Genomic DNA, 13,476 nt, shown 5'->3' on the forward strand with positions numbered 1-13,476 from the left:
CTAACCCCTGATCCGCCGCCTGCCGATACCATTTGACCGCTTCGGCATCATCCTGGCGCACGCCTTGTCCATTTCCATACATCACACCCAAATTATATTGGGCTTGGGCTAACCCCTGATCCGCCGCCTGCCGATACCATCTGACCGCTTCGGCATCGTCTTGGCGCACGCCTTGTCCATTTTCATACATCACGCCCAAATTATATTGAGCTTGGGCTAACCCCTGATCCGCCGCCTGCCGATACCATCTGACCGCTTCGGCATCGTCTTGGCGCACGCCTTGTCCATTTTCATACATCACGCCCAAATTATGTTGGGCTGCTGCATTTCCCTGTGCTGCCGCCTGCAAGTTTTCCCGAAAATCCGATACGTCATCCGCCCACACCGCTTGGTTCAAGCCCAAGGCAATCAGGGCGGCGGCAAGCCATTTGACTGTCTGTTTCATGGTTTTACTCCTGTTCCAGTATAAGGCGGGTTTCAGCCGCCGTTAACAATAGGGCGGGGCGGATTGCCGCCGCAGGTTTATTGCGTGTTCAAATGCCGTCTGAAAGGTGTTCAGACGGCATAGGTTCAGCGGATTTTTAACGAAGACAGCCCGATTAACACCAAGACGATGGTGATAATCCAAAAGCGGACGACGACTTGGGTTTCTTTCCAGCCTTTTTGTTCGTAGTGGTGGTGGATGGGTGCCATCAGGAAGATGCGTTTTTTGGTTTTCTTGTACCAGCCGACTTGAAGCATAACGGACACGGCTTCGACGACGAACAGACCGCCCATAATCACTAAAACAAACTCTTGGCGAACGATGACGGCAACGGTACCAAGTGCCGCGCCCAATGCCAGAGCGCCGACGTCGCCCATGAAAACTTGCGCGGGATAGGCGTTGAACCACAAAAATCCGAGACACGCGCCGCACATGGCGGTACAGAAAATCACAACTTCGTTCGCACCTGCGACATAAGGCAGCTGCAGGTATTGGGCGAATTGGGAGTGGCCGCTGACGTAGGCGAAGATGGCGAGGCCGGCGGCAACGAGGACGACGGGGAAGGCGGCCAGGCCGTCAAGGCCGTCGGTGAGGTTCACGGCGTTGGACGTGCCGACGATGGTCAGATAACTCAGCACCATAAAGCCGACCACGCCAAGCGGCAGGGCGACCTGCTTGAAGAAGGGAACGATCAGGATATTGTTGGTTGAATTTTCGGCAAGGAAAAACAGGGCCAGTCCGGCAATCACGGCCACACTCGACTGCCACACCATTTTAAATTTGGCGGACACGCCGTTGGGGTCTTTATAGACCACTTTGCGCCAGTCGTCGTAAAAACCGAGCGCGCCGGTGGCAAGCAATACGCCCAAGAGAATCCAGATATACGGGTTCGCCCAGTTGCCCCATAACAGCGTGGACACGGTGATGGCGGTCAGAATCAGCGAACCGCCCATGGTCGGCGTGCCGTTTTTGATGAGGTGGGTTTGCGGCCCGTCGGTACGGACAGCCTGGCCGACTTTGAGTTCGGTCAGTTTGCGTATGGTCCACGGGCCGAACAATAATGAAAACGCCAACGCGGTCAGCGCGGCCATCACGGCGCGGAATGTGGTGTATTGGAACAGATTCAGCGCGGACAAAGAACCGCTGAAACGGGCAAACCATAAAAACATCTGTAACTTCCTAGATTTATTGTGTGTTAAACATCAAATTTCAAAATATATCCTTTTCAGACGGCCTACCATTGATGAGACCGTCTGAAAATCAATCCGTCCCCTCACGGGTGCGGAAATAATCCTTGGGCAACAGGAAAAACAGGCTGAAGCAGACCACGACACAGGTGGCAACATCTAACCAAGACAGCCCGCCCAACCACGGGAAGGCCAAATATTTTACCGTATTGACAGCGACGTACAGCATACAGCAAATCAAACACAACCAACGCGCCCAATTTTTGCCGCGCCACAACCCGACTGCCGTTACCACCATCATCAAGGACAACACAAACGGTTGGAAGGCCATCACCAGCCACCAGCCTATGCCGCTTGCGGCCTCCACGGCCTTGCGGTCAAACGCTTCGACAGCATGCCACACCGCCATTACCGCCCCCGCCGACCATAAAACCGCCACCGTCATCATCATCCAAACGATAAACTGCAACAGCAAAGGCCGCCTTGTTTCCTGCTTCATTTTCAGACGGCCTCTTACCGTTCCAGCACGCAAATCGGATAATTCCCCGGATTCTTGCCGCCACCCAAGTCCAGACAGAGGTCTTCATAAAGATACGCCTGCGTCCGCATTCCGGCATAAAACGTGCCAATCAGCGCGGCAATCAGCAATAAGGCTTTAAAAAAACGTCGGTTTTTCATTTTCAGACGGCCTCTTTATCCATCAACGCCTCGACCACTTCTTCCATTTTCATAAAGCGCGAACCTTTCACCAACACGGTGGCGCGTTCAGGCAAATCGTGGCTCAATACTTGAATCAGAGGGTCTTTGGCGGCGAACCACAAACCGTCCGCGCCAAATGTTTCCGCCGCTTCGACGCTGTTGTCGCCGACAAAATAAGCCACTTCGATGCCTTGGTCGCGAGCGTACGCGCCGACTTCGGCGTGCATGGCGACGGCTTCGTCCTCGCCCAGTTCACCCATATCGCCCATCACAAAAATACGCGGCGCAGGCATACGCGCCAACACGTCAATCGCGGCTTTCATGCTGTCGGGGTTCGCGTTGTAAGTATCGTCAATCAAGGTCGCGCCTTTGATGCCGGCTTTGACGTTCAGACGACCTTTGATGTTGCTGAAGCCTTTCAAACCTTCCGCCACATCGTCCAAACTCAAGCCCGCAGCCAAAGACAGCGCGGCGGCAGCGGCGGCGTTGTGGACATTGTGGCGGCCGGGAACAGGCAGCACCACAGCGGCGCGTTCGTCGCCGCACACCAAATCAAATTCGCAGGACAAAGGTTTCAGCACGATATTTTCCGCGTGGACATCGCCGCTATCGACGCCGAAAGTCCGCTGCTGATGACCTTGAGAGGTCGTCTGAAACACCGCAGCGTGTTCGTCTTCGCACGGAATCAAAGCCAATCCGTCTTCGCCCAAACCTTGATAAATCTCGCTTTTCGCCTTGGCAATATCGTTCGTGCCGTCAAAACCGCAGCCGATATGGGCGCGCAGGGCGTTGTTGACCAAAGCGGCATCGGGTTTGGCGATTTGCGTCAAAACCGCCAGTTCGCCGAAATGGTTCATGCCCATTTCGATGACGGCATAGCGGTGTTTTTCGTTTAATTTCAACAAAGTCAGCGGCAATCCGATGTGGTTGTTGAAATTACCCGCCGTCGCCAAAACGGTATCTTCGCCGAAACGGCGGCGCAATATCGCGGCCAACATTTCCTTCACCGTCGTCTTGCCGCCCGAACCGGTAATGCCGAACACAAACGGGTTCACATTATCTCGCCAAGTCTTTGCCAGCGTTTGCAATGCGGCAAGCGTGTCATCGACTTTCAATGCGCCGTCCATTGCAGCACAATCTTCGCGCGAAACCACAACCGCCGCCGCACCCGCAGCCAATACGTCTTCAACGAAATCATGCGCGTCAAACCGCTCGCCCGCCAATGCGAAAAACACATCGCCCGCGCGGATGTCGCGGCTATCGGTAACAATGCGCGAAACGGGTTGGTTTTCAGACGACGTCGGAAGATTGAGGGTTTGGCAGATGAAATTTAGGTCTAGTGGTTTCATGGTTTCTTTCGTTTGTTTTTTCAGACGGCCTTTTCACGCTTAACTGCCGATTTTCCCATACCGTTGATAATCGGAAAAACACAATACAATGGCTTTGTTGTTTTGACGGTAAGGGTGGCAGAGGCTGTAATTGCCATCATGCGCTTCATAACGTATTTCGTCGGTTTGTCTAGCAAATACTTTTTGCAGGTATTCACGTTCCTTTAAGTCAGGGGCATAGAGATACTCTGTTTTTCGGACTGCTTTTTTCTCACCGTTTCTGACAACCACGAAACCGCCGTCGTCCGTTTGCTCCTGACTGCCTTCCGGCACAGGTTCATCAACAGTCTCATCAAAGCGGGAATTGGCTGAAAAAGTCAGATAAACCGCTTTACCTCCAACGGTATCAGGCACAATGACTGCGGCAGAATTAAAGGCAGAATCATCTTTAGCCATCAGATTCAGAATTTCGGCAGATTTTTTAATATATGCCAAGTCGAAACGGTAATCTGCCAGCGCGTTCAGCTGATTTGGATTATCTTTGACGATGCGTGCTGCCGATTGAATCAGGATTTCACGTTTTTTCTGAACTGTCAGATAGTTACCACCAAACAACAACGCCGCCAAAACAGGAAATGCTGCCAACAGCAGATATACTGTTTTCCTACTGTTTCGAATTTCTTCCTCCTGTCCGCGCTCGGCGATACGAGTCAGGTTCAGCATGATGTTCAGCATCAGCGCACCCGCCATCACGGCAAAAATCCCTAGGATACTCATCATGAAGATTTCCGTAATGTATTCGCGGAAAATCCTAAGTCCGAAAACGCTGATTAAAATCTGAGCGAACACCCAGTACATCAGCAGGATGACTGCCGTCATACCGATGATATTTGTTGCCTTTACCAATTTTTTGGTATTCATTTTTCTTTCAAACCTTTTTCAGACGGCCTATCTATTCTGATCAATCAACGGATACGGATTCACTGCACCGCGTGCCAAATACACGCCATAATGCAAATGGGCGGGCGTGGTTTTGGCGTTGCCTGTTTTACCGACATAGCCGATGACCTGCCCTTCCTTCACACGGTCGTACAGACGGACGCTGGCGAATTTGTTGAGGTGGGCATAATAGTGCCATGTGCCCGGCCCTTGGATGCCGATGACTTTGCCACCCAATCGGTTGCGCCCGATTTTGGTGACGATGCCGGACGTCGTGCTGCGTATCGGCGTGTTTTTCTTAGCGAAAATATCCACGCCTTCATGTCTGCGTCCCTGACTGCGCGCTGCGCCCCAAGTGTCGTCAAAACGCTTGCCTTTAACAGGATTGGGCAAACTTTGTGCCGCCGGCGGTTCTTTCGCCCTCAGCTCGGCAATTTCGGCGCTCGGACGCGGCAGTTGTTTGGTGGTACAGCCTGCAAATAAAATCATGGCTGCACTGATTAAAAGGGTTTTTGTCGGCATTTTCAGCATCAAATCGGTCTCCTTGTTTTTCAGACGGCCTCTTGAAACGATAATCAGAGGCCGTCTGAAACAACTGCGATAGGTTTAATGGCTGACGTGCCGTAATGCATGTGTCGTGTTGCTTTTCTTCTAAAAAGGCCTACATAACAGTCTTCAAATGTTTCATTATGGTTTTCGTTGTAACGAAAGTCAGACCGTACATTCGGCTCAGGCCTACAATCTGACTGTCATCCACATCGGTGGCAAGGATGACAAAATGGCTGTCGGGCAAACCAAGACGTTTCTTCAACTGAACATATTTCTCAATATCGCGGCGGAATTCCCCCGATTTGCATTCGACAATGATCGGCATCCCGCCGGATGGAAGGAAAACCACATCCAACTCGTGCAAATCTTCGTTTCCGAAACGGATTTTCACATTGCGCGCACAAGAAAACCCATATTCCTTCCCGCGCTGTTTTGCCTCTGCAAGCAATTTGCCCAAGGCAAACCACTCCAGCCAGCCGCCCCCGAAGAAGTTTCTAACGGCAGTGGTGCGTTGTAGTGTAAGGCGGATGATTTTGTCCTGTTTTTGATAAAAATATTTTGCAAACAGGGTTTGTCCATAAAACCGACGGCATAAATCGTTGAGAATTTGTCCGTCCTGTTGTGAAAGTTTGCCTATATCCAGATTAATGCCCGTATGGTTTTTACCGTATGCCCAGTTCATCTGCCCCAACAAATCTTTGGTCAGACGGTATTGCTTCCCTAATTCTTCGGCCGCTTCGTCAAAAAAGCCGCCCATATCGACTGCCGAAAAGTCAAACTGCGGGGTGATTTGCCTCCCAATAAACCACTGCTTCAAAGGTTCATGCTGTTTTTCCGTTGCCAAAACGTCAGTGGAAGCAAGATTTACTCCTACCAATATATTATGTCCTTCCCCGTGCACTTTCGAATCAACAGAGTCGGAATTTGCCTCCCCTGAATTTTCATTTTGCATTAACGCTTGTAATTCCCTATAAGTGGAAAAATAACGCTCCAGCAATTTGCCGACAAAAAACAATGTATCGTAAACCTTTACCGGTTGGCTGCACTTTTGGCAGGCAATATCCGCCATCCCCTGTTGATAATCATGCTCTGCCATATTGCCGCATTTATTGCAACGATAAATACCCATCTTTTTTCCTCTTAAACTCAGATTATATAAATCAAGATTCATAATGTTTCAGACGGCCTCTTACCAGTCAGGCCGTCTGAAAACTTTGGTATCCGTTGTTATATCCGTTCTGCCAACGCTTTCTCTGCCACTTCGAAATCAGAAAAATGATGCTTCACACCCTGCATGTCCTGATAATTTTCGTGTCCTTTGCCGGCAATCAGAACGATGTCGTTTGCCGCGGCGCGTTCGACTGCGTAACGGATGGCGGCGGCACGGTCGGCTTCGACGCATTCGGGCGCGGGAACGGCAGGCAGGATGTCGTTGATGATGTCTTGCGGATTTTCCAAACGCGGGTTGTCGCTGGTTACGACGACTTTATCTGCGCTCTGTACGGCTGCTGCGCCCATCAGCGGACGTTTGCCGCGGTCGCGGTTGCCGCCGCAGCCGAATACGCACCACAAAGCCGCACCCTGTGGTTTGATTTCCTGCAAGGTGGAGAGTGCTTTTTCCAATGCATCAGGCGTGTGGGCGTAATCAACGACGACCAAGGGCTTGCCGCTGTTCATGATGCAGTCCATGCGACCTGAAGCGGGACGGATTTTTGCCAGCACATCCAATACTTTATCAAGCGGATAGCCGTTGGCACAAAGTAAGGCGATGCAGGCGGCGAGGTTTTGCGCGTTGAACCGTCCGAGCAGGCGTGTGCGGCAGCGGCCTTCGCCCCACGGGGTTTGAAATACGGCTTCCATGCCGTCTGAAGAGGCGGTGAAATGAACAATGCGGATGTCGGCGTGTTCGCTGAAGCCGTAGCTGTAAACGGTCAAATCAGGACAGTCTTTTTTCAGACGACCTGCGAGTTCTGCGCCATATTCGTCATCCACGTTGATGACGGCGTGTTTCAAGCCGTGCCAGTAAAACAGGCGCGACTTGATGGCACCATAGGCTTCCATCGTGCCGTGATAGTCGAGGTGGTCTCGGGTGAGGTTGGTGAAGATTGCGCTGCGGAATGGCACGCCGTTGACGCGCGATTGGTCAAGGCCGTGACTGGAGACTTCCATCGCGGCGGCTGTTGCGCCTTGTTGACGGAAACGGTAGAGCAGGGTTTGGACATCGACAGGGGCGGGGGTGGTATGCGTGGTTTCTTCCAATGCGCCCCAAAAGCCGTTGCCGACCGTGCCGATAATGGCGGTTTTTTCACCCAACAAATCGGCGGCTTGCGCCAGCCATTGTGTGATGGAGGTTTTGCCGTTGGTACCGGTTACGCCCCAGACTTTGAGGTCGTCTGAAACGTTGCCGTAAACTTGTGCCGCCAACATGCCGGCACGGTGTTTCAAATCTTTGATGCCTTGATTGGGGACTTCCCATTCGGGATTCCACGCAAATTTGCCGTCGTCGTCCCAAAAAACAAAAGCCGCGCCGTTGGCAATGGCTGCGGGGATATAACTGCGGCCGTCCGTATATTCGCCCTGACAGGCAACGAAAATATCACCTTGTTTAATTTGACGGCTGTCTGAATGCAACAAACGCCCTGCTGCGTTCGCACACAGCAGAGGCGGAATGTTGGTTTCAGCTAAAGGGGTTAACTTGCTGAACATAAATTAAAAATTCCTGATTGGCAGTTAGAGTTACTTCGCAGCCAGGTCGACGGCTTTGACGGCGTTGGTCGGATGTACGCCCAAGATATTCAGCGTACCCGCCATGATGCCTTTAAATGCCGGGCCTGCCACCACGCCGCCGTAATAACCGTTTGCCCGCGGTTCGTCGATGGCTACTGCAACAATCACACGCGGATTCTCTGCCGGCGCAAAGCCGATAAAGGTGCCGATGTGTTTGTCTTTGGCATAACGGCCGTTCAGGACTTTTTGCGCAGTACCGGTTTTGGCGGCAACATTAAAACCTTCCACTGCGCCATTCTGCCCGGTACCGCCTTTTTCCGTTACCGACACCATGATTTGGCGCATGGCTTTGGCTGTTTCCGGCTTCAGAATCCGTTCGCCGGCAGGTACGCTGTCTTGTTTTTCAAGAGAAACAGGCATCAGCTTGCCATCGGCGGTAAAAATCGTATACGCCCTGGCCAATTGCAGCAGACTCAGCTGCATGCCGTAACCGAACGACATGGTTGCCTGCTCGAATTTGCCCCATTTCTTCCAATCGCGCAGCGCACCCGTACTCTCGCCGGGGAAGCGGATGTCGGATTTTTTACCGAATCCGATGCTGCGGTAATAACTGTGCATCTCTTCCGGGCTGTACATCAAAGAGATTTTGCTGGTGCCTACGTTGGAAGACTTCTGCATGATGCCGCGCACGTCGAGCGACGGATAAAGGTGCGTGTCGCGCACCGGATGGCCGCCTACGTTGTACGGACGGGTATCGAAATGCGAACGCGTGCTGATTTTTCCATCGTCCAATGCTTTGGCAATCGGAAACGGTTTCAAAACCGAACCGAATTCGTACATATCGGTTACGGCACGGTTGCGCCTGTGGTCACTGTCGGCTTCGGCCGGTTCGTTCGGGTCGTAAGACGGGCCGTTAACCAATGCCAAAATCTCGCCCGTGCGCGCATCCAAAACTACCGCACTGCCGGATTTTGCCTGATGGTAGGCTACTGCTTTGGTCAATTCGTCGTAAGCCAAAATTTGGATACGTTGGTCGAGTGCCAAAACGATGTCGCTGCCGTTTTCAGACGGCCTATTGTTTTCGGAATCGATGTTTTCGACGATTTGGCCTTTATTGTCCCGCAAAACATTGCTTTGGCCGTCTTTGCCGTGCAGTTCTTTTTCACGCGACAGCTCCAAGCCTTCCTGCCCCTGGCCGTCGATATTGGTAAAACCGATGATTTGCGCGAACAGGCTGCCCATCGGATAGTGCCGCTGCGGCTCTTTTTGGAAAGCCAGCCCTTTAATGCCCATATCGGCAATCTGCTTGGCCAATTCGGGCTTCATCTGCCGTTTTAAAAAGACGAAATCAATCTTCTTGCCCATGTCCTCTTTCAGGACAGACACACTTTTCTTATCGAGCTTGGACTGGATTGCAGGGTTCAATACATCCGCCAACTGCTGCAACTTCTCATCGGAAGGCAAATTTTCCAGTTCAGACGGCTTAACGTACAGTTCATAAGTCCCCGAATCGCCTTTCGCTTTGCCTTTGCGGAATTTCAAACCCTCGATTCCTAAAGCCTGGACGGCTTGGATGGTATTTTCGTTCAGACGGCGTGCAATAATCGAAACGGTGCTTTTGCGGTCTAAGCGTTCGCGGATGATTTCAGACGGCAAATCGATTAAACCCGACAATTCCTCTATCTGTTCGTCGGTCAAATTAGCCTCTGAAGGAATGGCGTACAGCGATTCGGCCGGCGCACTCAGAGCCAGCGTGGCACCGTTGCGGTCGCTGATGACACCGCGTGAGGCCGGCAGTTTGAGCGTACGGACAAAGCGTTTATTGCCCTCTTCGGTCAAAAATTCGTGATTTGAGGTTTGCAGATATAAGCCGCGCCCGATCAATGCCAAAAAACCGATACCGAGCGCACCCAGGACGAAAACAATCCGCCCGTTGCTGGTAACCGGTTTTTTGCCTACAGCCTGCTTGGGCAACATCTTCGGCTTATATTCGTTTTTAATCAACATGTAACTACTTCCGACTGCTTTTTATTCTATTTCGATAACTTTGGTATCCACCGCGCTCGGCTGTACCAATTTTCCTTTTTCGGCCGCCTTCCGAATCAGTTGGTGATTGGACAACTCGGCCTGTTTTAATTGCAGGCGCGAATACTCCTGCTCCAATTCTCTCTGCTGCTTTTCTGCCGCACTCAGTTCCGCATGCCGCTGGCGTGCCAAATTTTGCTGGGTAACCACGGCAAATCCGGAACCAACCGCCACCGTCAACAAAATAATATTAATGTAATTCATTTAAAAATCTGTTTTTCAGACGGCCTGGCCGTCCTCCGAAAATATACCGTCAGTCCGCTCTGCAATACGCAACACCGCCGAACGCGCACGCGGGTTTACAGCCACCTCGTCTGCCGAGGCCTTGATTGCCTTACCTATACTTTTCAACGGCGGCTGCGGCAAATCGGCCTCGCGCACGGCAGCCCATTTCGGCAACGGCGCATGTGTGGAATAGCGTTTGACAAACTGTTTGACAATCCTGTCTTCCAACGAATGGAAGGCAATCACCGCCAATCTGCCGCCGCTTTTCAGACGGCCTACCGCCTGAGGCAGCACCGCCGCTATTTCTTCAAGCTCACGGTTGATGAAAATCCGAATGGCTTGAAACGTCCGCGTCGCCGGGTCTTGGCCGCGCTCGCGAGTACGGACGTTTTGCGCCGCAATCTGCGCCAGCTTGCCGGTTGTATCGATGGGGCTGTCTGCCCGCTGTGCAACAATGGCACGCGCAATCTGGCGACTAAACCGCTCTTCACCATAATTTTTGATTACCTCGTGAATCTCATCCTCATCCGCAGACATCAACCATTCGGAGGCAGACATCCCCCTCGTTGTGTCCATACGCATATCCAAAGGCGCATCAAAGCGGAAACTGAAACCGCGCGAACCGTCGTCTATTTGCGGCGAGGAAATACCCAAATCAAACAAGGCACCGTCGATTTGGCCGATACCCAACCCATCCAAGGCCGTCTGAAAAGAGGAAAAACCGTCGTGTACCACGCTGACCCTGCCATCCCGATCCGCCAATTCGTGCGCAACGGCAATCGCCTGCGGGTCTTTATCGAAAACGACCAAGCGGCCCTTTTCTCCCAATCTGGACAAAATCAGGCGCGAATGACCGCCACGACCGAACGTGCCATCCACATATACGCCGTCTGAAACGACATTCAAACCGTCCACCGCTTCATGAAGCAGGACGGTAACATGTTGGAATTCCTGACTGCTCATAGCTGAAATCCGGCCTGGCCCAATTCGGATGCCAATTCTTCGGGATCGATATCCAATGCGGCTTCGTCTTTGAGATGGTATTTCTCCCTATCCCACAATTCGAGGCGGTTCATACGGCCGGTGAGGGAAACCTCTTTATCCAGCCGAACCTTGCGCCGCAAGCCGGCCGGCAGGAGAATACGGCCTGCCGCATCCATTTCCAGAACTTCGGCATTATTCAACAACAAATCGCGCCAAGCCGACAGCACGGGATTGCCTGCCGCATTGACCGCCATCAGCCTGGCCGCCTCCTGCTCCCACACACTTTCCGGATACAGCAGCAAACGTTCGCGGTTTTCCAGAGTTGCCACCAAGGCAGGCGTATACCGGCGCAACAACAGATCGCGGAATTTGGCCGGAACAGCCAAACGCCCCTTACTGTCGATGTTTAAATCATGAATGCCGCCGAACATAATAAATACGCCTAAACCCCGTTCTCAGGGAAAATTGACACACTTTGCACCACTTTCCCCCACATAAGACGAAACTATAAAAAAAAACCGGCACGCGGTCAAACCGGTTTGCCGGAAAAATAAAAAGGAGTAACAGGCACTTAAAAACCAAAATTTAAAGTAAATATACCTATATTGTTTGCTCAGAGCATTACATTACCAATCTTCTCCCTATAAAATACACAGACTTAACATTACTGCAGCCATTTCACACATCTTTATAAGCTGTATACTTGCTTACCAAACCGCTCCAAATATCATTTTATTTTTACACAACTTAACTATGAACACCCTTCATTTGCCCACCCCAAACCCTCAAGCTAAACAGTCCTCCAAAAAACTAGAGCAAATAATCTATAACGAAATCAAAACCTCAGGCGGCTGGCTGCCTTTTTCCCGATTCATGGAACTGGCCCTATACGCCCCTCGCTACGGCTATTACACCGGCGGCGCGCACAAGATAGGCGCGGAAGGCGACTTCGTTACCGCACCCGTCATCAGCCCGCTGTTCGGACAAGCCCTCGCCCGGCAAATCGACTTTCTTCTGCCGCAAACTGCGGGCATTGTTTACGAATTTGGTGCAGGAACGGGAGAGTTAGCCGCCACCCTGCTGAACAGCCTGTCAAACGACAATCTGAAAACGTATTTCATCATCGAACTTTCCGCCGAGCTGGCGGAACGGCAACTCGCACACATTAAACAAACCGCCCCCGAAGCAGCACACAAAGTCCGCCATCTGTCCGTCCTTCCCGACTCTTTCGACGGCATCATCATCGGCAACGAAGTATTGGATGCCATGCCATGCGAACTGGTCCGACGCAGCGGAGGCCGATTCCTGCAAATCGGCGTCGGGATAGAAAATGGGGAATTTTCCCTCATTCCGCACACCCTGAGCGACACCTCCCTCATAGATGCCGCACATAGCTATTTTCCTGATACCGAACCTTACACCAGCGAACTGCATCCGGCACAGTATGCCTTTATACGCACATTGGCCGACAAACTGCAACGCGGCGCCGTCATCATGATTGATTACGGCTTCGACGCTGCCGAGTACTACCATCTGCAACGGCATATGGGCACATTGATCGGCCACTACCGCCACCACACCGTCCACGACCCCTTCTTCAACATCGGTCTGACCGACCTGACCGCGCACGTCAACTTTACCGACATCGCCCAAGCCGGAACCGATGGCAGCCTGGATTTGATCGGCTACACCACACAGGCCGATTTCCTACTGAATTTGGGTATCACTGAACTGATTCCGCCCGACATCGCCCACGACTCGCCCGCCTATATTCAGACGGCCTCCGCCCTACACAAACTGCTGATGCCGCACGAAATGGGCGAATTATTCAAAGTCATCGCGTTCGGCAGAAACATAAGCATAGACTGGCAAGGCTTTGCGCGCGGCGAAATCTGCCACAAACTATAAATACTTTTTTAGCCGTAAAATCATATGGAAAGAAAAAAGCTTCGACAGACCTGTTGCCAGTTCCTGCAAAATCCGTATAATCACGGCTTCACTTCACGGCGAATTAGCTCAGTCGGTTAGAGCAGAGGAATCATAATCCTTGTGTCCGGGGTTCGAGTCCCTGATTCGCCACCAAATTCCGGGGGTATAGCTCAGTTGGTAGAGCGCTTGCATGGCATGCAAGAGGTCAGCGGTTCGATCCCGCTTACCTCCACCATATTTTCAGACGGCCTAATCAACTAGATTAGGCCGTTTTGTTTTACCGATACTTTGCACCAATCCGCGTATAAAGAATAAACGCATTTTCAAAACCAAGCTCAAC

Annotated in this window: 14 protein-coding genes and 2 tRNA genes; 3 read left to right on the forward strand and 13 right to left on the reverse strand. The window is 51.9% G+C overall.

Annotated features, from left to right (window positions below; all coding sequences use genetic code 11):
- The 13 genes from HMPREF3107_RS12620 to HMPREF3107_RS08270 form a co-directional block, all read right to left on the reverse strand.
- Positions 1-445, reverse strand: a 445-nt coding sequence (locus tag HMPREF3107_RS12620; protein ID WP_246828618.1) for a tetratricopeptide repeat protein, incomplete at its 3' end; no start/stop codon positions are given.
- Between the two features lie 125 nt (positions 446-570).
- Positions 571-1,653, reverse strand: coding sequence for a phospho-N-acetylmuramoyl-pentapeptide-transferase (gene mraY / locus HMPREF3107_RS08220; RefSeq protein WP_041961294.1), 1,083 nt, complete (start codon positions 1,651-1,653; stop codon positions 571-573).
- Positions 1,654-1,744: 91 nt separating this feature from the next.
- Positions 1,745-2,170, reverse strand: coding sequence for a DUF2127 domain-containing protein (locus HMPREF3107_RS08225; RefSeq protein ID WP_070454864.1), 426 nt, complete (start codon positions 2,168-2,170; stop codon positions 1,745-1,747).
- Between the two features lie 14 nt (positions 2,171-2,184).
- Positions 2,185-2,349, reverse strand: coding sequence for a hypothetical protein (locus tag HMPREF3107_RS11935; RefSeq protein ID WP_141742863.1), 165 nt, complete (start codon positions 2,347-2,349; stop codon positions 2,185-2,187).
- A 2-nt stretch (positions 2,350-2,351) separates the two neighbouring features.
- Positions 2,352-3,719: a UDP-N-acetylmuramoyl-tripeptide--D-alanyl-D-alanine ligase gene (murF, locus tag HMPREF3107_RS08230; protein WP_070454865.1), complete on the reverse strand. Its 1,368-nt coding sequence runs from the start codon at positions 3,717-3,719 to the stop codon at positions 2,352-2,354.
- Positions 3,720-3,758: 39 nt separating this feature from the next.
- Positions 3,759-4,619, reverse strand: coding sequence for a peptidase (locus tag HMPREF3107_RS08235; RefSeq protein ID WP_070454866.1), 861 nt, complete (start codon positions 4,617-4,619; stop codon positions 3,759-3,761).
- Positions 4,620-4,646: 27 nt separating this feature from the next.
- A complete protein-coding gene (locus HMPREF3107_RS08240; protein ID WP_070454867.1) occupies positions 4,647-5,168 on the reverse strand; it encodes a M23 family metallopeptidase in 522 nt (173 codons plus the stop codon).
- Positions 5,169-5,298: 130 nt separating this feature from the next.
- The gene (locus tag HMPREF3107_RS08245) at positions 5,299-6,315 is read right to left on the reverse strand and encodes a PDDEXK family nuclease (protein WP_070454949.1); all 1,017 of its coding nucleotides are present in this window, start codon (positions 6,313-6,315) and stop codon (positions 5,299-5,301) included.
- Between the two features lie 98 nt (positions 6,316-6,413).
- Positions 6,414-7,892, reverse strand: a complete 1,479-nt coding sequence (locus HMPREF3107_RS08250) for a UDP-N-acetylmuramoyl-L-alanyl-D-glutamate--2,6-diaminopimelate ligase (protein ID WP_070454868.1) — start codon at positions 7,890-7,892, stop codon at positions 6,414-6,416.
- 30 nt (positions 7,893-7,922) lie between these two features.
- On the reverse strand, positions 7,923-9,920 hold the full coding sequence (locus HMPREF3107_RS08255; protein WP_070454869.1) for a peptidoglycan D,D-transpeptidase FtsI family protein: 1,998 nt from the start codon (positions 9,918-9,920) through the stop codon (positions 7,923-7,925).
- Between the two features lie 21 nt (positions 9,921-9,941).
- Positions 9,942-10,202, reverse strand: coding sequence for a cell division protein FtsL (ftsL, locus tag HMPREF3107_RS08260; protein ID WP_070454870.1), 261 nt, complete (start codon positions 10,200-10,202; stop codon positions 9,942-9,944).
- Positions 10,203-10,217: 15 nt separating this feature from the next.
- Positions 10,218-11,186: a 16S rRNA (cytosine(1402)-N(4))-methyltransferase RsmH gene (gene rsmH, locus HMPREF3107_RS08265; protein WP_070454871.1), complete on the reverse strand. Its 969-nt coding sequence runs from the start codon at positions 11,184-11,186 to the stop codon at positions 10,218-10,220.
- Positions 11,183-11,638: a division/cell wall cluster transcriptional repressor MraZ gene (locus HMPREF3107_RS08270; protein ID WP_003774032.1), complete on the reverse strand. Its 456-nt coding sequence runs from the start codon at positions 11,636-11,638 to the stop codon at positions 11,183-11,185. Before HMPREF3107_RS08270 ends, rsmH begins: the two co-directional genes overlap by 4 nt.
- Positions 11,639-11,960: 322 nt before the next feature.
- On the opposite strand from HMPREF3107_RS08270, the gene HMPREF3107_RS08275 reads away from it, so the two are divergent.
- The 3 genes from HMPREF3107_RS08275 to HMPREF3107_RS08285 all read left to right on the forward strand — a co-directional run bounded on the left by HMPREF3107_RS08275 (position 11,961) and on the right by HMPREF3107_RS08285 (position 13,371).
- Positions 11,961-13,115, forward strand: a complete 1,155-nt coding sequence (locus HMPREF3107_RS08275) for a class I SAM-dependent methyltransferase (protein WP_070454872.1) — start codon at positions 11,961-11,963, stop codon at positions 13,113-13,115.
- Positions 13,116-13,212: 97 nt separating this feature from the next.
- A tRNA-Met gene (locus tag HMPREF3107_RS08280) sits at positions 13,213-13,289 on the forward strand.
- Between the two features lie 6 nt (positions 13,290-13,295).
- A tRNA-Ala gene (locus HMPREF3107_RS08285) sits at positions 13,296-13,371 on the forward strand.
- Positions 13,372-13,476 lie beyond the last annotated feature (105 nt).

The sequence above is a fragment of the Neisseria sp. HMSC31F04 genome (assembly GCF_001807735.1).
GTDB lineage: Bacteria > Pseudomonadota > Gammaproteobacteria > Burkholderiales > Neisseriaceae > Neisseria > Neisseria elongata.